Genomic DNA, 20,199 nt, shown 5'->3' with positions numbered 1-20,199 from the left:
TCCTTGAGGTTTCACGGATGACGGACGCCGCGACCTGCCAGCACTGCGCGGTAGCCCTCTATGTATGTGGGGAAGGCGAACTCGAAGCCAGTCCCGCGCAGCTTCTGATTGGAGCAGCGTTTGTCTCCAGGGCCGGCGTGGGCGTCTTCCAACGCCGTCGGGGGTTCAGGGTTTCCCATTTCCAAAGCAAGAAACCGCATGACGTCACCCATCTCGGCCGCATGGTCGTCTACGCCTACGTAGACCGGATCCGGGTCCTGATCCATGGTGGTGAGGTGGACGATCATGGCCGCGGCATCGTCCCTGTGAACACGGTTGGTGTGCCGGGGTTGTGCTGGAATCACGGCTTGCCCTGACCGCACTTGGTCGATCAGTCGCGTTCGCCCCGGACCGTAAATGCCGCCGAGCCGAAGGATGATGGGTTGGGTTCCCGTTCCCCGGGTGCGGGCAAGCAGCATATTTTCAGCCTCCACCAGCACTTTGCCACTGAAGCGCGTGGGCTCGGTGGGTGTGGTTTCGTCCACCACCGCTCCGTCGGAGTCCTTATATACGGCTGTGGAGGAGACGAACAATATTCGTTCCGGTTCAATAGAATCGCGATCCAAGGCGTCCAGAGTATTTCGGAGGCCGTCTATGTACGCTGCCCGGTATGCCTCCTCGGTGGAAGAATCGGCGGCGACTGCGACCACAACGATGTTCACATCTGCTGGGATGGCCGGGACTTCACGTGAGAGGTCCGCGCGCATGCCCCGGATCCCCTCGGGGAGCTTTTCCGGAGAACGGCGAAGCCCGATCACGTCATGGCCCAACTCTGCGAAACGCAGTCCGGCTTCGGTTCCAAGGTCGCCACACCCGGCAATCAATACAGTCATGCCACTAGTTTGGCAGCCCTGATGCTCCGCCAAGCTGTCACCAACTTCCCAGTCTCCATACAACCCGCGTTCAACTTGCGTCCGTAGGCTTGAGCCACAGACCCGTTTAGCTTGTTGGATGTAGGGGAATCATGGCCAAGCGTAGGATCAACGACTTCAACACTGCACCATTGCGCCAGATCGAACCGGATCACCACTGGAGGTCGCTTCGCCAGGGCGACCGCGTGAGCGTGACCCTGACGCCGGGGTACGAATCGGCTGGGATAGTGGACGCCGTTACCGGTGACGCAACGGCAGTTTGGGTGGAGCTCGACGGCGGTCGGGGCCGCACGCTGGTGCACATCAGCGATGGCGTGGCGGTGGTCCCCTTGGAGAAGGTGACGGTCACCGAGGAGTCGTAGTCGCCTATGCGCAATGGGCTACGCTTCGCATGTGACACTGCCATATTTCCTCCGCAAGGACGGCACTGTGGGCCCACTGGCCTTCGCTCACCGCGGATTCTCCATGAATGGGTTGGAGAACTCCATGGCTGCTTTTCGTGCCGCCGTTGAGCTGGGCACCCTGCACCTTGAAACTGACGTGCACACCACTTCAGATGGAGTCCTCCTCGTTTTCCATGATTCTTTCTTGGACCGGGTCACAGATTCGTCTGGCCGGATCGCCGAGCTCACGGCAGCCGAGGTGGCGCGGGCCCGCATTGGAGGAGTGGAACCCGTGCCGACTTTTGACGAGCTGGTGGCAGCCTTCCCCGATGCCCGCCTGAACCTGGACGTCAAGGACTGGAATTCCGTTAAACCGATGGCCGAGGCTATCGAGAAGCACGGCATCCATGGCCGGGTGTTGGTTACGAGTTTCTCCGACCGGCGTCGTCGTGCAGTCTTGAAACTCCTCAGCCAGCGGACGGCTTCTTCCGCTGGCAGCACCCTGACCGCGCTTTTCGTACTCCTTGGGCCCTTGCTGCCGGCGGGTTTGGCCCGCAAGGTGCTCACCGGCGTCGATGCTTTCCAAGTCCCGGTCCGCTATGGGCGATTCCCCGTGGTGACTCCAGGTTTTGTTCGTCGCGCCCACCGCTTGGGCATCCAAGTTCACGTCTGGACCATCAACGAGCCCGCTGAAATGGGGCGTCTCTTGGATCTGGGTGTGGACGGTATCGTGTCCGACCGGCTGGACCTGCTGAAGGACGTTTTGGTGCGCCGGGGGCAGTGGGTTTAAAGGTTCAAATGCCATCTCGATGGGAACATACTCAGTACCCTTTCTATTTTGGGTAGACCGGGACTAGGGTCGAATTGTCCATACTCTTCGTTGGCACATGGCACGCCAACCAGGTGCCGGCATCGGGAAGGAAAGGAAATCTGACATGGCCTCTGAATCTCACACCACCACGGATCACGACGAGATCCGCAAGTGGGTTGAAAGCAACGACGGTAAACCGGCCAGCGTCAAAAAGACCGGGGACAAGAACGACGTGGGTATCCTGCGCATCGATTTTCCTGGCGGAGCTGGAGAAGATTCCCTGGAGCACATCAGTTGGGATGAATGGTTCGACAAGTTCGAGGAGAGCAAGCTTGCTTTCCTCTACCAAGCAAAAAAGGCCAGCGGCGAAGACAGCACCTTTTTCAAGTTGGTGAGCCGTTAGGCGCGACGAAAACGTAAGTCGAGTACATCGGAAGGATGATTACCGTGGCTGAGCGAGGAAACTCAAAGCACGGATCGCATCTGGATGATCAGATGCAGCACGAAACCGAGGGAATGATCAGGGGCAACAAACCAGCCCACGTAGAGGAAGGGCGGGAGACCGAGCCCTTCCCTGATGAAACGGATGCGCCGGAAGTCCGTGAGGCCTTGAACCCGAATACCCCTGCCGACGCCGCAGCGGAGGAGGGAGAGTCAAGTGAGTGAAGCGCTGAAAAAGTACGCGGATCTTTATCGGCAGCCTGGACCATGGTGCTTGGCGTACCTCGAGGCGAGTACCGGAACTGTGGACAGCCTGGAAGCCGGGGACGTCCAACCCGACAATGTTCGGGATGCGTTGGCGGGGCAGGGGGCGTCCAAGGAAGATCTGGCGGCAATGGAATCGGCCATCCAACCGGCCATGGGCCTACCAGCGCCGGTGAGCCGTTTTGTGTTGGTGCGGGATGGGCAGGTGATGGTTAACGAGCTGTTGCCCGGGCCACTGTCTGGGTCCGAAAGAATTTCCATGGACTCCATTCCCGATCTGCTGCCTTTGATGAAGCACCAGCCGGACGAATTCCCTTACGTTGTGGCAGAAGTCAGCCGCGAAGAAGGCGAAATCCGATTACATCGGGCCGGCAGGCAGAAAGCTGAGGAGCGCCAGCATGTCCAGGGCTCGGACGAGAATCTCAAAAAGGTTCCAAGTGGCGGGTGGTCACAGGGCCGGTATCAGCACCACACTGAGGAGATTTGGCGGCGCAATGCCGATCAGGTGGTGAATGAAATTGACAAGGTAGTGAGGGAAAAGCAGGCTCGCCTCTTGGTCCTTGCCGGGGACATCCGTGCGCGGCAACTCGTGGCCGATCAATTGTCCGAGGCGAGCAAGGCCATCCTGCGAATGGTTGACGCCCATACTCTGGCCCCTGGTTCCGATCGTCAAAAGTTCGACGACGAGGTTAACTCCTTGGTCGCCCAGCAGTGGGCAGAAGAACAGCAGCAGCTGATGGAGCGCTTGGCCGAGCAGGAAGGGCAGGCGAACCCCGAGTCGGCTACAGGAAACGGAGCTGTGGTTCACGCCCTTCAGCAAGCCCAAGTGGATGTCCTGATCCTCGATGATCAAGCGCTCTCCGAACACACCCTGCTTGCGTTGGGTGCTGAGCCGTGGATCGCCAGCTCTGAGGAAGAAGCGTTGGGAGCTGAAGTTCTAGGGAAAGTCCCTGCTCCGGCGGCCATGGTGCGTGCTGCGGCGCTAACGGATGCCCGCGTTCAACTTGTCCCCTCCGCGGCGTTGCCTGATAGCGTCCAGGTGGCCGCCCTGCTGCGGTGGCCTACTGGACCGGAACGGCCGGGAGGCGCATAACCATTCCAACAGAAAGGCCAGGGCGCCGCGCCCTGGCCTTTCCTTTGGGCGATTGCCTTTATTCGTTGTGGGCTTCGATGGCCGCCGGACGGACCTGGCTGGCCCGGATCCGCTCGAGATCGAACTTGCTTCTGCGTTCGAAAGTGAAGATGCCATTCTTTTCCTGGAAGACGTCCGTCAGTTGCGTATAGCAGTAACCGAACATGTCCGGGTTATCCAGGAGTACGCTACATAGTCCGTCGAAACGGGCGTAGAACTCCTCCTCGCTGCTGACACGCTGGCCGTAACCCCACGACGTCGATACATCAGTTCCGAGGCCCGCTTCTGCCGCCGCTTGGCGCGCCTCCGATTCGTTCCACCAAATGCCGCCGAATTCGGACACGAAATACGGCTGGCCAGCGTAAGCCACGGAGTATTCCTCACCCTGTGGATTCCGGTTTACAAAGGGCTTCCCGTCCGAAAGGCCCTGCTGCTCGATCCGGAACTTCTCCGGATTCTGCTCGTAGGAATGGGAGTCGTAAATGTCGGTTTCGCGGATGCGGTGGGAGTATCCGGATGCGTCGATGACCGGCCGCGTGGGGTCGGCCAATTTCGTGGCAAGGAACATGGCCTCGGTGACATCATCCAGTACCGTTAGTCGATCGTGCAGGATCTGGTGCGTTTCGTTGAGCGGGCACCATCCGATGATCGAGGGATGGTTGAAGTCGCGCTGAAGCACCTCAAGCCATTGGGCTACGAAACTCGCTGTCGGCTTCTGGTTGTGGCCAATGGTTCCTCCTCCGGAGACGCCCCAGTCGCCGAACTCGCCCCAGACTAGGTAGCCGAGTCGGTCTGCGTGGTAGAGAAAACGCTCTTCGAACACCTTTTGGTGGAGTCGTGCACCGTTGAATCCGGCCGCCATGGACAACTCGATGTCCTTGACCAGCGCAGCGTCATCCGGCGAGGTCATCAGCGAGTCCGGCCAATATCCCTGGTCCAGCACCAATCTTTGGAACACGGACTTGCCGTTGAGACGAACCACTTTGCCGTCAAGGGCAACTGAACGAACGGCTGCGTAGCTGCTGACGCGGTCAACGACGGTGCCGGCAGCGTCCCGAACTGCCACCTCAAGGTTGTAAAGGAACGGATCCTCAATGCACCAAGGGCGCAGGGATTCGGCGGGAATGTTCAGCCGCAATGTTGGCGTGAGATCCAAGTCAGCCTTCGCCGTGGCTTCCACGGTTACATCGTCCTTATCGCTGAGGACAGCGGTCACCGTGTGCCCCGCGCGGTTCTGGCTGATCGGAACCTCAATCGTGATGCTTGAGTCGGCCAGGTTGGGAGTCATTCGGAGGCGTTTGATGTGGACCTCGGGGACAGCCTCCATCCAGACCGTCTGCCAGATTCCAGTGGTGCGGGTGTACTGGCAATGAGTGTTGTTGTACCAGGTTGCCTGCTTGCCCCGTGCCTGCATTTCGTGCCTCGAATCGCGGGCCCGGACAACGATCACCGCTTCCGTGCCGGGCTCGGCCACTCCACCGAGATCGGCCGTGAAGGGGGTGAAACCACCCCTGTGGCGGGCAACTTCAAGGCCGTTGACCCACACGGTCGCGTCGTGATCCACGGCGCCGAAGTGCAGGAGGACGTTCTGGCCGGCCCACTCCTGGGGGATGGTCACTGTACGTCGGTACCAAACAGCTTCCATGAAATCCACGTGCTCAATTCCGGAAAGGACCGATTCCGGGGCAAATGGCACCAGAATCTCACTGGTGAGCTCGCGTCTGGCGAGTCCGCGCTCCAAACCCGAGTCGCCGGCGTCGATCTCAAAACCCCAGATTCCGTTGAGGTTCATCCAGTTGTCGCGGACAAGTTGGGGGCGGGGATGCTCGGGCTTGGGAAGGGCCGGCATCGTATTTGGCTCTGTCAACGCATCTCCTTCGGAAGGGGAAGGGTTCAATTTCCAGTCAAACGCATTACTGGAAAATGTGCACCCACCCGCCGGCGTACTCTCTGTACGGCGCCAACTTGTCGCTCGTCGCATTGTCTGTGGCCGCCAAATAGGAATCGTGACGTGAGATGGTGTTTCTACCACTAGCCGCCGCGCGAGGAGAATGACGTGACGAGTTTCCGCTTGGCCATCATTGATGACTATCAGCAGGTCGCCAGTGACTACGCCCCTTGGGATTCACTGCTCGACGACGGCGTGAAGGTCAGTGTTTTCAGTGCACCTTTTGTTTCCGAAGAGCAGGCTGTGGCAGCTTTGGCGCCGTTCGACATCATTGTGGCGATGCGCGAACGGACGCGCTTCCCTCGTCGCGTGCTTGAGTCATTGACCAACCTGAAACTGCTCGTGACCACGGGCATGGCCAATGCCGCGATCGACCTTGAGGCAGCATCGGAGCGTGGCATCCTGGTGTGCGGAACCGGTGGGTCACCGGCAGCGGCACCGGAAATGACGTGGGCGCTGCTGCTCGCTTTTGCCCGCAACCTGGTTGTGGAGGAAAACTCGCTGCGGGCAGGCGACTGGCAGACCGCCGTCGGGTTTGAACTCGAAGGCAAGACGCTGGGAATCGTCGGCCTCGGCAAGATTGGGAAGCGCATTGCGGGCTACGCGAAAGCCTTTGGCATGGACGTTTTGGCGTGGAGCCAGAATCTCACGGCGGAGACGGCCGAGGCCGCGGGCGTTCGAAAGGTGAGCAAAGAGGAACTGTTCCGGGAGTCCGATGTGGTGACGTTGCACCTGCGGCTGTCCGAGCGGACCGAGGGCATCGTAGGAGCGGAAGAATTGAGGCTCCTGGGTCCCGAGGGCGTGCTCGTCAACACTGCGCGCGGGCCACTGGTGGACGAGGCAGCGCTGATTCGTGCGCTGGAGGAAGGCTGGATTCGTGGCGCTGCCATGGACGTCTTTGACGAGGAGCCCCTGCCCGCTGGACATGCTTTGCTTCATTCCTCGCGAACCGTGCTCTCGCCGCACATCGGTTACGTGACGCATGAGAGCTACCGGCAGTTTTACGGCGGTGCATTCGAGGACGTCGAGGGGTGGCTCGAGGGTGCCCCCGTTCGTCCGCTGAACGAGTGACGCAATCTTCGTAACCGGCAATCGCTTTCCGGGCAAAGCTGGCAAGATGGACCCATGCGTATCCTCATCGCCCCGGACAAATTCAAGGGATCCCTGACCGCCGCGGAAGCCGCATCAGCCATGGCCGAGGGCGCACTGCGCGTCTATCCGGACGCTGTAACCACCCAATTTCCCGTAGCTGACGGTGGCGAAGGCACACTCGACGCCGCCATCGCCGCTGGTTACGAAGAGCGGAACCACGCCGTTGTGGGTCCAATTCTCAAGCCGGTGGGAGCTTCCTGGGCCATCCGCAAAGATTCCTTCGGCGGAGCCACGGCCGTCATCGAAACCGCCCAGGCTTCCGGTTTGGCCTTCATGGAACCCACCCCCGAGAATTCGTTGCGCGCCCACAGCTACGGCTGCGGACAGCTCATTGCGGCGGCGCTCGACGCCGGTGCCACCGAGATTGTGTTGGGACTCGGTGGTTCAGCAATGTCCGACGCCGGAAGTGGCGCGTTGCGTGCGCTGGGGCTCAAGCCCGTGGACGCTGCCGGAAATGTAGTGCCCCTTGGCGGAGGTTTCCTTGCCGACGTTGTTGCCTTGGACGTTTCCGGGCTCGATCCGAGGCTTTCGCAAGCCAAGTTCCGGATCGCCGTGGACGTGCAAAACCCGCTGTTCGGCGCGGATGGTGCCGCTCATGTTTTCGGCCCCCAGAAGGGAGCCGATGAAGATGCCGTTGAAAGGATCGACGCCGGTCTTCGTAACTGGGCTTCGCTCCTTCGGGAAGCCACGGGCAGAGACGTCAACGTTCCGGGAGCCGGAGCGGCAGGCGGGTTCCCGGCGTCGTTCCTTGCCTTTACCGACTCCGCGCTCGAAGGCGGCTTCGCGCTGGTCGCCGGGCTGACCGGCTTGGCTTCGCACCTCAGCGAGGCGGACCTCGTGATTACGGGCGAGGGTTCCATGGATGAGCAGTCACTCACGGGTAAGGCGCCCATCGCCTTGGCCGACGCCGCAAGCGTGCACGGCATTCCCGTGGTGGCTGTGGCAGGCCGAATCACGGTGACACCCGAGGATCTCGCCAAGCACGGGATAGTAGCTGCGGCCCAGTTGCTGGACGTCGCACAGCGCAAGGACGGTGTTCCCGACGTCGCCGACGCCGTTGCCAACGCGGCCAAGTACGTTGCGTGGGCTACGAGCCAGGTGCTTGAGGGGGCGTAGCTTCTTCGTCGCTGGGTTCGTCCTTGGGCCGGACTACTGCCTGTAGCCTTCGACTTCGCTGATCGGGCGGGGTTCGGCATCGTCGGGATTCTCACCAGCCTTCTTCTTGGCCCGCCTTTGGCGGAGCAAGTCCCAGCACTGGTCGAGTTGAGCCTCGAGCTGCGCCAAGCGGGCCCGGCTGCTGTCGCCGTCCACATCGTCCTCAATTCCGCCGCCCACCGCTGCATCACGCAGCCGGTGTTCCTCTTCCACGAGTGACTGAATCCGTTCCAGAAGATCCTGCTCGTCCATGGTTCACTCTCCTTGGTTCACTTGGTAGTTGCTTATACAGAACGTAGTCCGGCTGGCGGGGTGCGTCTACGGGTGGCCGACGGCATACTTGGGACATGAAATTCACCACGACCATCGTCGGCGATGGCAACAAGGCTGGCATTGAAGTTCCTGAGGATGTTGTTAGTGCGCTCGATGCCGGCAAACGGCCCCCGGTAGTTGTAACCATCAACGGCCAGAGCTATCGCAGCAGCATTGCGGTGATGGGTGGGAAATACATGGTGGGTGTCAGCGCCGCGAACAGGGACCTGACCGGCGCGTCCGCGGGCGACACCGTGGACGTGGATCTGGAAGTGGACACCCAGCCGCGTGTGATCGAGGTTCCGGACGATCTTGCTGAGGCACTTGAGGCTGAGCCCGAGGCCAAGGCCTTCTACGGAACGTTGAACTGCAGTGCCCAACGCCGATACGTGGAGCCGATCGGGGACGCCAAGACCGAGGAAACGCGGGCTCGGCGGATTGCGAAGGTTGTTTCGGATTTGAAGGCGGGGAAGAAGTAGCATCCTGGCTGCCGGCCCCTCGCGAGGTGCCTGCCGCCGTCGTCCGTTCGGGCGATAGGCTGGACTTTTTGGATCGTTGGGGGACAGCAGAGTGGTTTATGACCGAGAGCGTGACCTACGTGATGACGCCGTGTACGCCGAGCATAAGGATGCTGTAGCGCGCGGCGAGAAACGCGTACTGCGCAGGACCAGCACGGGTGAGCTTCACAGCTACCCTTCGGACGAGATCGGGTTTACGCCCGGGCGGGGGCAGGCGCAGGTCAGCACCTGGTGGGGAATGGCGATTCTGGCCGCATTCGGGTTCGCGGGATTTCTTGGTGCGTTTGTGATGTTCCTGGACCCCGTGTGGCATGGAGAAGGGCCTGGATGGGGTGCGCTATGGCTTATGGCCTTTGCGGCATTTATCGCTTGGTACGGGTTCAGCCTAAGCAGGGATGAGTACCGGGCAACCCGGCGTCGCAAGGAACGGGGTTCACCCAAGCCAGGCACAGGGAGCGTGGATATGGATCTGCTGGAACTGGGTAGCCAAAAGTGAACATGTTCCGGAAGCGCTTGCTCGGGGCCCTCAGTATCGTTGCCATGTCCTTGGTCCTGACGGGCTGCTTGGGGGACTACTTTGCCCCCGAGGACCCGTCTTCCGTGCCCGTGGCCGGCGAGTTCGATCACCTCACCGAAAGCGGTGTGGAGCGAATCAAGTCGCGGGGTTCCGCGAGGTTGGACATGACTTCCGGACGACTCGAAAAGGAAGTCCTCGGCCTTCCCGCTGACACCGCGTACGGTCCCACAATCCTCGCCAAGGATGGACGCATGATCGAAATCAGCATCGCGGGTCCTGAAGGGGACGTCTCTGCGAGCTCGGACACCTTGCGATTCAACACTGTCTCCACCCGCCCGGACTTCAGTGAGGCCACCTACTTCCTGAGGGCTGGGAGCTGGGACGAACTCGTAAAGTTCATTCACGACGGCGTCGCGCGCTACGGTATCGATGCAGACGCGGCCGGGCGATGGATTGAAAGCATCGGCGGCAAGGAGACGGAAACCAGCAGCTATGCCCTAGGTCCAGGTACATCAACAGGCTTGGCAGTTACCTACGACCTTCGCTACGACGGACCCAAAGGCCAGCGGGTCATCATCGTCCATGTGAATCCTGTCCAGGACCTGAAGGACTAGTTGCCGCGCCGTCGGGCGTTTCAGTCCTGGCGCCGGCTGTAAGTGCTCACGACATTGCCCTTGCTCGTGGCGTACTGATCCTCCAGAACGAGCCGGCTTAGCGGGTCGCCGTCCTCGAAGAGTCGCCGTCCACTACCGGCCACGACGGGGTGGGTCATGAGGGTCAACTCATCAAGGACGCCCGCGAACAGCAGTTGGCGTACCACGGAGATACTGCCGCAGACTGCGATCTCTCCACCGTCACGCCCCTTCAGGTCGGTGACGAACTGCTCCAGCGGGCCATCGATGAGGTGCGAGTTTTCCCATTCGAGGGGCTCGGACAGGGTGCGGGATGCGACGAACTTCTCCACGGGGTTGATGAATGCGGCAAAATCTTCGTCTTGCGAAGCGTTCGGCCAATATCCGGCCCACTCCTGGTAGCTGACGCGGCCTAGAACCACCGTGTCCACAGTGTTGATCATCTTTGTCAGTCCCTTGCCCAGCTCGTCGTCGAAGCTGTCGAACTGGAACTTGAACGGGTCCTGAACAACGCCATCCACAGAGTGGAACAGGCCGGCGGTAACTTTGCGCATACGTGCCTCCATAGGTTCTCAGGCCCAAGTTGCTACATCGAAGCCACATGTCGGCTTTACTAAGACCTTAGTCCTCAGGTCGGCAATCGATGATGAACTCCATCAGCGAGGTCGCGTTGGCGTCCAGGAAGAGAGTGATCAGGTGCTGGTTAAACTCGAGCCGACGACTGAAGGGAATCGAGATTGCGTCGTGGCCTGAACTCAACAAAATCCCATTCATCATGAGCCGGGACGTTCGTTTGTTGCCGTCGAAGTAAAACTGGTGGCGCGTGCCGAAGCAGAAGTACGCAACGGCTCGTTCAGCAGCGTCCTGGATGGTTTCAAGGTGAGCAAGGCCCAACTCGTACTCGACACGGAGCGCTTCCCCGCTGTCCTCACAGCCAGTCGACTTGAACGTGCCGTATTCGCCCAGGTTGACTGTGCCGCCACCGCGGACTGATCCTTCGCCTCGGAAATGCCCTGCCTCGATGGCTTCGTGCGGAGCCACCAGACCGTGGATTCGGTCGGACACACTCTTGTGGGGCTTGAACGTTCCATCCTGCACCAGGTCATGGAGCATTTTGGTCGAATCAGCCAGTGCGAGCACCTGCTTCTCGTCCTCCAATCTATGTCCGCCCACGGTGACACCTTCGAGCAGCGTCTGAACTTCGGGAAGCGTATATGGATTTCCTTCCAAAGCCGCTGCGTCCCAGACATGTCCGGCCAGCTGATTCTGGAAACGCGCGAGGGCCTTCGGCACTTTCATGGTGGGCATCGCTCGCCAAGGCACCGCGCTGGAATCCCATGTGAATCCAAGGTTCGCGAGTCGGTCAGCGGTTGTCGCATTCGGCGGGTTTGGGGGCGGCTCGGCAAGCCTCTGCGATGGGCGCTTCTTGTACCGGCTTGATCCGATTCCCCAACTGCCCTCAGTCATTTGCTTCCTCCCAGTCCTGTGTCAGTTCCTCGGCCTGCTCCCGTGTCTCGGGCATGCCGTAGCAGTCCAAAATGACTTGGATAGGGTCCACCCACACAATGCCCTCATCGTTCCAGGCGCCAGCTTGGCTGCTTTCATCCAAAGGCAAGAGAATCACATCTTGTGCAGTAGCTCCGGGCTGGCTGATGACGTTTCCGATCCGTCTGGGTTCCTCGACATAGAGAATGGTTGGCCCGTGCGTTTGGTGCGCTCCGATACGGGCAGCTGCCGGCGCGCCGCTGACCGCCCAGCCTTTTCGGGTGGCGGCTGCCGCAGAGCAGATTCGAAGGAGGCCCCAGTCGGAACTTGCTGTCACGACTCCTGGCCGGCACCGTGGTGGTGCGGCGATGCCAGCCTCCCTCGCAAGCGACCGGGGCCGCGCTGATCCGTCCCGGCTCGCCCAGCGTTTCAGGGTGGAGCTTGTTTCAGCGTCGGCGGGAGGGGTAAATGCGTCGTCGAGAATTGCCCTGGCGGATTTCAGTGCGTGAGGCACGCAAAGTGGTTCCAAGCGGGGAATGAACTGAAGGCCCACGGCGGCCAGTATCCTTGTCGCCATTCCGATGGTCGGATCGACGTCGCCCTTCTCGATCCGGGTGATGGTGGAAGCGGAAACTCCAGCTCTCCGTGCTAATTCGGTGCGGGTGAGTGACGAATCGTGGATGGCTTCTCTGACAAGTTCTTGCATATATGGAATTATGACCTTCGTCTTGCATAAATGCAATGAAATTTGCAGATCTCGCATATATGCAAGGTCTTGGCGGCCAGCAAACGATCCTTCCCGCCCAACGGATGTGCCGCCGTCGTACTTTTGTGAAGTACGACGGCGGCACTCGCCTTTTGGTGCGTCTGTCCGCCGACCCGCTAAGCGGTCTGGCCGGCGTGCTGGCCCTCGGAGATTTCCTCTACTACCTTGCTGTTGAACGCCGGGAGGTCGTCCGGATTCCGGCTGGTGATAAGGCCTTGGTCCACGACGACTTCTTCATCGGTCCAGTTGGCGCCTGCGTTCTTCAGGTCGGTTTGGAGCGTGTGATACGAGGTGACGTTGCGGCCCTTGATGACGCCTGCGTCGATGAGGATCCACGGTCCGTGGCAGATCGACGCCACCGGCTTGTGCTGCTCGAAGAAGGCGCGCGTAAAGTTCTGCGCATCCTTGTCGACGCGGAGGTGATCGGCGTTTACCACGCCGCCGGGGAGTACCAGGGCGTCAAAGTCCGATGCATTGGCGTCGGCTACTGCCAGATCGACGTCGAACGTGTCACCCTTCTCCACGCCGTTGAATCCCTGCAGCTTTCCCTTTGAAAGTGCCACGAGCGTTGGCTGGCCGCCAGCGTCCTTCACGGCTTGCCACGGGCTGGTGAGTTCGACCTGCTCCACGCCGTCCGTCAACAGAAATGCGACCTTCTTGCCTGTGATGGTGTGTTCTGACATTGTTCCTCCTCCATTGCGCGGCGGGTTCGTCTGCCTTGCCTGAGGGCGTAAGCCGCCGCTGTGAGAGTTGTTTGTCTGACCTGTTCAAGCCTATGGAAGGTCATTTTAGTAAGCAAGCTGAGTATTCAATTTCGGTTCGACTTTGTTGAGGCTGGCGTCCCCGACGGCCCACGTATCGTGCTGCTGGTGATCGTGGTCCTGGGGATTCTCTGTGTTCAGGTTGTTGCCGTCTGCGGGTGGCGTCTGCTCACGATGGTGCGCCGCCGAACAGGCCTAGAACATAGCGTCGATTTCCTTTGCTAGTTCCCTTGGGTGGTCCAAGAAGCCCATGTGCCCTCCGGGTATCGTCCGGCGGTTGACTCCGGCATGGGAAGCTATCCACTCGGCAGCCTCGAGGAAGAATGGCGCAGTCTGTTCGGCGCTGAGTACGGCCAAGGGCAGACTCAGTTCTGACAAAGCATCAGGCTCCGGTCGCCAGGACGCAAAGGCTCCGAACTCCGCTTCCAGCAAGATCTTGGCGTTGGTCCGGAGTCCGTCGATCAACTCCGGGGTCAACCGGGCTGCGGCATCGCCTGCAGCAAACCGGACGAACGCCTCGGCGCCGCCAGCCAGTCCATCGGCCTCTACACCCGCTGCGATCACCGGCTGCACGGTGGCCATAGCCTCGTCGGGATTCGTCAGAACGGCCAGTAGAGCCGGCTCATGCAGTACGGCGCCTCTAAAGCGCTCCGGCGACTTCAGCGCGGCGGCCAGTGCAATCAAGGCCCCGGTGCTGTTGCCAAAGACAACGCACGGCTCGGTTCCCAGTGATTCCAACAGGGCAACAGCGTCGCCGGCCTGCAACGGCACTGACGTTTCCGCCCAGTCCGAGCGCTGCGGGCTGCGTCCGTTATTCCTGCGGTCATAGGCGATTACCGTATGGCTCTGGGCCAACAACTGGGCAAGTTCAGCGTATTGCCTGGCATCGCCTCCAGCGCCGGGGACCAGAAGCACGGGCGTCCCATGACCTGTAACTTCAACGTGAAGCCTGGCGCCGTTCGCCTCCACCAGAGCGGTCTCATCAGTCATTCTCATTGCCTTCACCTTTCCTCGAGGGTAAATCACCCTTCCCCTTCATTGGACGCCCGAGTGGGACCTGACGTCCAAGACCGCTATGGACTCGGACGATCACAAATTCTTATGATGGCTCATGGAGATCCGCCAGCTCCGGAGATTCCTTGTGCTCGCAGAGGAACTGCACTTTGGCAAAGCCGCGGCCCGGCTCCACATAGCCCAGCCGGCACTGAGCCAAGAGCTCAAAGCATTGGAAAGAGGCTTGGGGCTTCGTCTTCTGGACCGGACTCACAATCACGTCGCCCTCACGGAGGCCGGGCGGCGTCTTCAAGAAGAAGCGTTACAAATCATCCAGGCTCATGATGCGGCGGCAGCAGCCATGGAAGAACTTCGCAGCCCCCCGCCCGCCATGCTGAATCTGGGCGTCGCTGTGGGCGTGGCCTACCCACTGCTGGCGGAGTTGCTGAGCGGCCTTGGTTCCGGAGGGCCAGCTCCGGAGATAAACGTTCATCCTGCGGCAGCAAGGGAAGGGGTGCAGAAACTTCTTGAAGGCGAGTTCGACGCTGTCTTCATTCACGCTGTGCCGCCTCACGACGAACGGCTCGGTGTCCTGACCCTGGAAACTGAGCCAATGGGGGTCGCGCTTCCGGCGGGCAGCAGCCTCGCCAAGCTAGCGGGGATCAACCCCACGGATCTGAGTGGCCAGGCGTTGATCTGGTTGCAACGCGACGGCGATCCTGACGTCCGCGAGCGGGTACTGAATTTGCTGGTGGATGGGGGAATGGTTCCGGGTCCGCACCGGTGGTCGCCGAGCATCGCCACCACGATGAGCCTGGTGGCTGCCGGTCTTGGCGTGTCCTTCAAAACGCCGCACCAGGTGGTGCCAGGTGATCCGCCCGGCGTCGTGTGGCGCCCGTTCGTCGGGGTATCCCTCCCCATGCCGACTGTTCTGGTCTGGCTCCGGAACGGCGCCTCGCCGCTGACCGCAGAGCTCGTCGATCATGCTCGGCGCTACGTCGTGGGAAAAACATAAGGCGCGCGGGATCGTGTGGTTGGCAACAGACCGACGCCCAGGACAATCATGATGTTGATTCCACCTAGGACGCTTTGGCGATGGTCATGTTGGCCCCAATGAAACAAGCCTGGGCTTCATCACTGTAAGGGTCAAAAGGAAGACGATCCTTTAAGGCGCTTCCTCCGCTACCGTCCGAGCCGATGGCCTCCCTAAGATCCTTGAGTGAGAAATCCGAACCGATCAGGCCCTTGGTTTCAAGGCATTTGTGTGCGATTTCATATGGGTTCCCCAACAGTTCGGGGTTTCCTTGTTGAATGCCGAAGAGCTCACCGATCTCGTTGGTTGTACCCTGCTCGCACTTGATCACGATCGACATGGCAGATTCCACGGATTCCCCATCTGACAGGGGCGTGTTCTCAGTCCGGTAAAGACCGTTGCTAAGTCGAGTCAACGTGACTGGCTTGCCGGAAGTCGCCATGCACTGTGCGAAGCGGCTGTACGCCTGGTCATAGTCCGCTTGCTCGATTCGTCCTGAAACTTTGGCTCTCTCGAGGACTTCCCTGTCGAACTCTTGGAGGCTGGGATCATCGAGTGCCGTGACGACCAATTCAGTGAAGTTGTCCGCAATGTGTCGACGCTCGGAACTTCCTTGGTCGCCGCCTGAGCAGGCGACAACCAAGGAGAGCACGCCAGCGACGACGAGCGCAGATGCGAATGATCTGGTATTCGTCGGCTTTATCAATTTGATCAATTGTTAATAACACCACTAATTGCTGCCGGTGATGGCGCTGCATCGGAAAGAGCGATTGCGCCTGAAACAGCAACTGCGGCGGTACCATAAACAGCGCTCTTTAAGAGATGCGAACTCAATGTAATTCCCCAATTTTTGGCCAGAACCATACGTCCCGGATAGGTGGTGTCTACCAAGGCAGATGTGATAGCACAACTGAAAACTACTGTTCAAAGGCAATATGGCCGACCAAACGGAGCTCTTCAGCTTCTCAAGGGCTTTCTCCCTAGACACTTAAGGCCTTGATTTCAGCGGAATCGGGCGTCTATTTAATAGAAAAGTGATTTTCATCACGTTTTGATGCACGGGGGGCCCCTCAATTACGCGGGGGCCGCCGTCATTGAGGGGAAGCCGGGACAATAAACGCCAAATCTGTGAATGTCCTGCCAAAAGTATAGCCAAAAGGCTATACTTTTGGCATGACCAAGGTCAGTGAGCTACGTGAGATCGCAATGGACAAGGGTGGTTTCATCGTTGCCCGTGATGCGGCCGATGTTGGAATGGACCCGCGGGAACTTCCCCAGATGGCCTACAAGGGGAGGCTGGTGCACGAGCTCCACGGCATCTATCGTTTTCCCGATCTTCCTACGGACGACACGACCGAGCTTAGGTTGGCTCTCATCTGGGCGGGTCCGGAGGCCGCTCTGGACGGCGAGACAGTGTTGGCATTTCTTGAGCTCTGTGATGTTAATCCGAGGGCCGTCCACGTAGTGGTTCCTCCGGGCGTCCGAGTCCGGAAGCAGGGCAACCCAATATTCCAGCTTCGTAAAGGCCGCGTCATTATCGATTACTACCAAGGTTTACCGATAACGACCGTCTCGCAGGCCATAAAGCGCGCCGCGGAGAGCGGGATGCGTCTCGATCTTGCGCAGCAAGCCGTCGACACAGCGGCGCGGCGTGAACTTCTGGCAACGAGCGCAGCGAGACAGTTGATGGCCGATCTGAAAGAGAAGGGGCGACGATAAAATACGAAGACCTGGCAGCGAAGAAGAAGCCATCCACGACTGCGACTTCGCTGAAGGCGGGAATCCGTAACGCCAATACGGAAGAGCCCGAACAGACGACTATGTGGACCGTCTGTGGCAGTGTCTTAGTAGCCGCCCTTCAACGCTCGAAGGGTGAAGACGGACACCCGAAGATACGGCTAAAGGGTGGAGCCTTCCTAGAGTGGTCGATGCATCCGAACTCCAGGTCGACCAAGGATATTGATACCTTCTACACGGAGAGTGAGGCAGAGCTTCACGGGTTCCTGAGGGACTCTCTTGCCGAGCCTTTGGGTTTATTCACCTTTTTCGTGAAGCCCGACGTCCGCGAAATCGAGGTCGATCTGGCGGCCGTAAATCCACGCCAGTATGAGGTTCAGGTCTTTTTTGCGAAGGCGCTCCTACGGAACGTTAAGCTTGAAGTGGCTTTCGCTGAAGGAGCCGTAGCCGCCGTGGTGGGCCTGATTGCGGCGCCACGATTGGAGCCTTTTGGTGTCGGAACACCGGCAGAGCAGCTGGTTAGCATCGTGCCCGAATATCAGATTGCGCAGAAACTCCACGCGTGCACCGGGCCAGGACGTGGAACGCGAGAGCGCGACGTGCTTGACATTCATTTGTTGAAACAGAATGTCTTTGATGGCGGCCGCGGGTTGGAGGCTCTGAAGGTGGCATGTGAAGACGTCTTTGGGCGCCGAGCAGAAAATGCTGCCGTGATCGGGGTTTCAGCCGCATCATGGCCGGTCCAGATTGAGCGACATGAGGGCTGGGGAAAGGACTTCGAGAGCCTCGTTCGTGATCTCGGAGTGGTCTTGAGCCTCGACGAGGCAATTTCCGAGGTCAACGAATGGATTCTGGAATTTACCGCATAGCGGGTCGGTGACGTCCCTGGCCTGCTGCTCTCCTTACGCCCGCAGGTTGGAGCAATGACTCTTTTGCTTGATGCTCCATTTCCCTTGGTTAGTTGGAGGCAGGCGATTCCTTCGGGCTCTACCCTACTTCCCCTTCTTCCCGCCCCTCTTAGCCGCCGCGTTCATCGCCGACTTCACCGCCGGCGGGAGTCCCGCCGTCTCGGTTTCCGGCTCAGCAACGGTTCCGCGCCAGCGAGCCAACCCCTTCATGCCGTGGTAAATCACCAGCGCGGCGGCAGACCCCAAAGCAATGCCCGTGAACTTCAGCTCGCCAATAGTCCACGTGTAGTCCGCAATACCGATAATCAGGGCAACAGCAGCCGTGGTCAGGTTGATCGGGTTGGAGAAGTTGACCTTGTTCTGCACCCAGATCTTCACGCCGAGCACACCGATCATGCCGTACAGCATGGTCGCCGCGCCGCCGAGGACGCCGGGCGGTACGGTTGCGATCAGTTCGCCGAATTTCGGGGAGAAGCTCAGCAGGATGGCGAAGATACCGGCCACCCAGTAGGCCGCCGTCGAGTAGACCTTGGTGGCGGCCATGACGCCGATGTTTTCCGCGTACGTCGTGGTACCGGAGCCGCCGCCCAGGCCGGCAAGCACGGTCGCGGCGCCGTCGGCCATCAGCGCGCGTCCGGAGACGCCGTCGAGGTTTTGACCGGTCATCGCGGCTACCGACTTTACGTGCCCCACGTTCTCAGCCACCAGCACCAGCACCACCGGCACGAACAACCCCACAACGCCGATGTGGAACTCGGGCGTCTGGAACAGCGGCAAGCCCACCCATGCGGCGGCGTCCATCTTTTCGTAGCTGACCTCGCCGCGCATCATCGCCACGAGATAGCCCACCACCACGCCCACGAGAATGCTCAGGCGCCCCAGGATTCCGCGGAAGAGGACGCTGACCAGGATGATCGTGACCAGCGTGATCAGTGCAGTGACGGGAGCGGCGTCGAAGTTATTCTTGGCGGCTGGCGCCAGGTTGAGGCCGATCAGCGCGACGATCGCGCCGGTGACGATCGGCGGCATGAGCCGGTTGATCCATTCGGCGCCAAACTTCTGGACCACGGCACCAATAAGGGCCAGCACGACGCCGGCAAGCACCACGCCGCCCAAAGCGCCACTAACGCCGTACTGCTGCTGGGACGCCATGATCGGGGCGATGAACGCGAAGCTCGAACCCAGGTAGCTGGGCACGCGGCCCTTGGTGATGATGAGGAAAAGCAGCGTGCCGATGCCCGAGAAGAGCAAGGTGGTGGCGGGCGGCATGCCTGTGATGATGGGGACCAGGAAGGTCGCGCCGAACATGGCGACGACGTGCTGCATGCCGATGCCAATGGTGAGGGGCCAAGCCAGCCGCTCGTCGGGTGAGACTACGTGGCCGGGGCGGACCGACTTCCCGTTGCCGTGGAGCTTCCATTTGGTGCCGAGCATGCTCATGGCGGGCCTTCCTCAGAAGAATGTTGGGATTCGGTGCAACATTACCGCCATTGTGTGGCCCGCTCTACGCGCCTCGCGCGCATAATGACGCGCAAATCGGGGCCCGCAAGGCAAGGAAACGACAGGCGGAGTCACTCACTGTGCCCAACGTCACGGGCCGTCACGGGAAGAGGACATGTGAAGTTGAAGTTGCAACCATGGAAAGCAGAAGCGCCTGGCCATCCCCAAGGTCCGGGCCCAGCGAAAGGTTTACGAATGACGATCGCCCACGAAGAAGCAGTCATTGACGCCGCAGCAGTCGACGCCATTTTTGCCGAAGCCCGCACAGCCAACAGCTTTGCCGGTGAGGTCACCGACGAGCAAGCCCGCGCCATCTACGAGCTCACCAAGTTCGGCCCCACCGCCTTCAACTCCCAGCCCCTCCGCGTAACCTACGTCCGCTCGGACGAAGCCCGCGCCAAGCTGGTTGACGCACTCTCCAAGGGCAACCAGGCCAAGACCGCCTCGGCTCCGCTGGTCGCCATCCTGTCCTACGACACCGACTGGCAGGGTCAGTGGGACAAGTTCCTCCCTGCCTACGGCGCCCCCAAAGCCATGTACGACGCCGATCCCGCTTTCGCCGCTGCTACGGGCAACAACAACGCCCACCTGCAGGCCGGCTACTTCATTCTCGCCGTGCGCTCGCTCGGTTTCGCGGCTGGCCCGATGACCGGCGCTGATTTCGCTGCCATCGACGCCGAGTTCTTCCCGGCCGGCGACCAGAAGAGCTTCCTGGTGGTCAACATCGGCCAGCCCGGTCCGGACGCCTGGGGCGAAGCCAAGCCGAAGTTTGCTTACGAAGAGGTCGTTCGCACCGTTTAGTCTTTCCTGCTGTTCCGCCGATGCTCTCGTACATGATGT

At 60.3% G+C, this 20,199-nt stretch carries 25 protein-coding genes; 14 read left to right on the top strand and 11 right to left on the bottom strand.

Features of this window, described 5'->3' with window-relative positions:
• Positions 1-11: 11 nt before the first annotated feature.
• Positions 12-872, bottom strand: coding sequence for an NAD-dependent epimerase/dehydratase family protein (locus tag ACTAQJ_RS16535; RefSeq protein WP_498697716.1), 861 nt, complete (start codon positions 870-872; stop codon positions 12-14).
• A gap of 131 nt (positions 873-1,003) precedes the next feature.
• Here ACTAQJ_RS16535 and ACTAQJ_RS16530 point away from each other — a divergent pair, with 131 nt between their 5' ends.
• From ACTAQJ_RS16530 to ACTAQJ_RS16510, 5 genes are all read left to right on the top strand, one after another.
• Complete coding sequence (locus tag ACTAQJ_RS16530) at positions 1,004-1,273, top strand: hypothetical protein (protein ID WP_498697714.1); 270 nt, start codon at positions 1,004-1,006, stop codon at positions 1,271-1,273.
• A 13-nt stretch (positions 1,274-1,286) separates the two neighbouring features.
• Entirely contained in the window at positions 1,287-2,084 is a 798-nt protein-coding gene (locus ACTAQJ_RS16525) for a glycerophosphodiester phosphodiesterase family protein (protein ID WP_498697712.1), read from the top strand.
• A 145-nt stretch (positions 2,085-2,229) separates the two neighbouring features.
• A complete protein-coding gene (locus tag ACTAQJ_RS16520) occupies positions 2,230-2,508 on the top strand; it encodes a hypothetical protein (RefSeq protein WP_442005208.1) in 279 nt (92 codons plus the stop codon).
• 35 nt (positions 2,509-2,543) lie between these two features.
• On the top strand, positions 2,544-2,771 hold the full coding sequence (locus ACTAQJ_RS16515; protein ID WP_498697706.1) for a hypothetical protein: 228 nt from the start codon (positions 2,544-2,546) through the stop codon (positions 2,769-2,771).
• On the top strand, positions 2,764-3,903 hold the full coding sequence (locus tag ACTAQJ_RS16510) for a baeRF2 domain-containing protein (RefSeq protein WP_498697704.1): 1,140 nt from the start codon (positions 2,764-2,766) through the stop codon (positions 3,901-3,903). Before ACTAQJ_RS16515 ends, ACTAQJ_RS16510 begins: the two co-directional genes overlap by 8 nt.
• Positions 3,904-3,961: 58 nt before the next feature.
• Here ACTAQJ_RS16510 and ACTAQJ_RS16505 read toward each other — a convergent pair whose 3' ends face one another.
• Positions 3,962-5,791, bottom strand: coding sequence for a glycoside hydrolase family 2 protein (locus ACTAQJ_RS16505; protein ID WP_498702210.1), 1,830 nt, complete (start codon positions 5,789-5,791; stop codon positions 3,962-3,964).
• A 207-nt stretch (positions 5,792-5,998) separates the two neighbouring features.
• Here ACTAQJ_RS16505 and ACTAQJ_RS16500 point away from each other — a divergent pair, with 207 nt between their 5' ends.
• On the top strand, positions 5,999-6,961 hold the full coding sequence (locus tag ACTAQJ_RS16500) for a D-2-hydroxyacid dehydrogenase family protein (protein WP_498697700.1): 963 nt from the start codon (positions 5,999-6,001) through the stop codon (positions 6,959-6,961).
• 54 nt (positions 6,962-7,015) lie between these two features.
• A complete protein-coding gene (locus ACTAQJ_RS16495) occupies positions 7,016-8,158 on the top strand; it encodes a glycerate kinase (protein WP_431117396.1) in 1,143 nt (380 codons plus the stop codon).
• Positions 8,159-8,191: 33 nt separating this feature from the next.
• Here ACTAQJ_RS16495 and ACTAQJ_RS16490 read toward each other — a convergent pair whose 3' ends face one another.
• Positions 8,192-8,449 (bottom strand): DUF2630 family protein, encoded by a 258-nt coding sequence (locus tag ACTAQJ_RS16490; RefSeq protein ID WP_431117397.1) that lies wholly within the window; start codon positions 8,447-8,449, stop codon positions 8,192-8,194.
• A gap of 95 nt (positions 8,450-8,544) precedes the next feature.
• On the opposite strand from ACTAQJ_RS16490, the gene ACTAQJ_RS16485 reads away from it, so the two are divergent.
• From ACTAQJ_RS16485 to ACTAQJ_RS16475, 3 genes are all read left to right on the top strand, one after another.
• Positions 8,545-8,988 (top strand): DUF1905 domain-containing protein, encoded by a 444-nt coding sequence (locus ACTAQJ_RS16485; protein WP_498697696.1) that lies wholly within the window; start codon positions 8,545-8,547, stop codon positions 8,986-8,988.
• 91 nt (positions 8,989-9,079) lie between these two features.
• Positions 9,080-9,523: a hypothetical protein gene (locus ACTAQJ_RS16480; protein WP_498697693.1), complete on the top strand. Its 444-nt coding sequence runs from the start codon at positions 9,080-9,082 to the stop codon at positions 9,521-9,523.
• 44 nt (positions 9,524-9,567) lie between these two features.
• Positions 9,568-10,158, top strand: a complete 591-nt coding sequence (locus ACTAQJ_RS16475) for a hypothetical protein (RefSeq protein ID WP_498697691.1) — start codon at positions 9,568-9,570, stop codon at positions 10,156-10,158.
• A gap of 20 nt (positions 10,159-10,178) precedes the next feature.
• On the opposite strand, the gene ACTAQJ_RS16470 is transcribed toward ACTAQJ_RS16475, so the two are convergent.
• The 5 genes from ACTAQJ_RS16470 to ACTAQJ_RS16450 all read right to left on the bottom strand — a co-directional run bounded on the left by ACTAQJ_RS16470 (position 10,179) and on the right by ACTAQJ_RS16450 (position 14,178).
• Complete coding sequence (locus ACTAQJ_RS16470) at positions 10,179-10,730, bottom strand: dihydrofolate reductase family protein (protein WP_498697690.1); 552 nt, start codon at positions 10,728-10,730, stop codon at positions 10,179-10,181.
• Positions 10,731-10,797: 67 nt separating this feature from the next.
• Positions 10,798-11,643, bottom strand: a complete 846-nt coding sequence (locus ACTAQJ_RS16465) for a Fic family protein (protein ID WP_498697689.1) — start codon at positions 11,641-11,643, stop codon at positions 10,798-10,800.
• Complete coding sequence (locus ACTAQJ_RS16460; RefSeq protein ID WP_498697687.1) at positions 11,636-12,367, bottom strand: helix-turn-helix domain-containing protein; 732 nt, start codon at positions 12,365-12,367, stop codon at positions 11,636-11,638. Before ACTAQJ_RS16460 ends, ACTAQJ_RS16465 begins: the two co-directional genes overlap by 8 nt.
• A gap of 176 nt (positions 12,368-12,543) precedes the next feature.
• Positions 12,544-13,110, bottom strand: coding sequence for a type 1 glutamine amidotransferase domain-containing protein (locus tag ACTAQJ_RS16455; protein ID WP_431117404.1), 567 nt, complete (start codon positions 13,108-13,110; stop codon positions 12,544-12,546).
• Positions 13,111-13,383: 273 nt separating this feature from the next.
• Complete coding sequence (locus tag ACTAQJ_RS16450) at positions 13,384-14,178, bottom strand: alpha/beta fold hydrolase (protein WP_498697685.1); 795 nt, start codon at positions 14,176-14,178, stop codon at positions 13,384-13,386.
• 121 nt (positions 14,179-14,299) lie between these two features.
• Here ACTAQJ_RS16450 and ACTAQJ_RS16445 point away from each other — a divergent pair, with 121 nt between their 5' ends.
• Entirely contained in the window at positions 14,300-15,196 is an 897-nt protein-coding gene (locus ACTAQJ_RS16445) for a LysR family transcriptional regulator (protein WP_431117406.1), read from the top strand.
• 64 nt (positions 15,197-15,260) lie between these two features.
• Here the strand turns inward: ACTAQJ_RS16445 and ACTAQJ_RS16440 are convergent, their stop codons facing one another.
• Together ACTAQJ_RS16440 and ACTAQJ_RS16435 are read right to left on the bottom strand one after the other, a co-directional pair.
• Positions 15,261-15,929 carry a hypothetical protein gene (locus tag ACTAQJ_RS16440; RefSeq protein WP_498697683.1) on the bottom strand — a complete coding sequence of 223 codons (669 nt, stop codon included), beginning with the start codon at positions 15,927-15,929 and terminating at the stop codon, positions 15,261-15,263.
• The gene (locus tag ACTAQJ_RS16435) at positions 15,926-16,105 is read right to left on the bottom strand and encodes a hypothetical protein (RefSeq protein WP_498697680.1); all 180 of its coding nucleotides are present in this window, start codon (positions 16,103-16,105) and stop codon (positions 15,926-15,928) included. The genes ACTAQJ_RS16440 and ACTAQJ_RS16435 overlap by 4 nt, the downstream gene beginning before the upstream one ends.
• 282 nt (positions 16,106-16,387) lie before the next feature.
• Here ACTAQJ_RS16435 and ACTAQJ_RS16430 point away from each other — a divergent pair, with 282 nt between their 5' ends.
• Positions 16,388-16,933: a type IV toxin-antitoxin system AbiEi family antitoxin domain-containing protein gene (locus ACTAQJ_RS16430; protein ID WP_498697677.1), complete on the top strand. Its 546-nt coding sequence runs from the start codon at positions 16,388-16,390 to the stop codon at positions 16,931-16,933.
• A gap of 209 nt (positions 16,934-17,142) precedes the next feature.
• On the top strand, positions 17,143-17,820 hold the full coding sequence (locus ACTAQJ_RS16425) for a nucleotidyl transferase AbiEii/AbiGii toxin family protein (protein WP_498697675.1): 678 nt from the start codon (positions 17,143-17,145) through the stop codon (positions 17,818-17,820).
• Between the two features lie 123 nt (positions 17,821-17,943).
• On the opposite strand, the gene ACTAQJ_RS16420 is transcribed toward ACTAQJ_RS16425, so the two are convergent.
• Complete coding sequence (locus tag ACTAQJ_RS16420) at positions 17,944-19,299, bottom strand: uracil-xanthine permease family protein (protein WP_498697673.1); 1,356 nt, start codon at positions 19,297-19,299, stop codon at positions 17,944-17,946.
• A gap of 255 nt (positions 19,300-19,554) precedes the next feature.
• Here ACTAQJ_RS16420 and ACTAQJ_RS16415 point away from each other — a divergent pair, with 255 nt between their 5' ends.
• Positions 19,555-20,160, top strand: coding sequence for a malonic semialdehyde reductase (locus tag ACTAQJ_RS16415; protein ID WP_477514274.1), 606 nt, complete (start codon positions 19,555-19,557; stop codon positions 20,158-20,160).
• Positions 20,161-20,199 lie beyond the last annotated feature (39 nt).

The sequence above is a fragment of the Arthrobacter sp. alpha11c genome (assembly GCF_054149985.1).
This window is presented reverse-complemented; position numbering and strand designations above follow the sequence as displayed.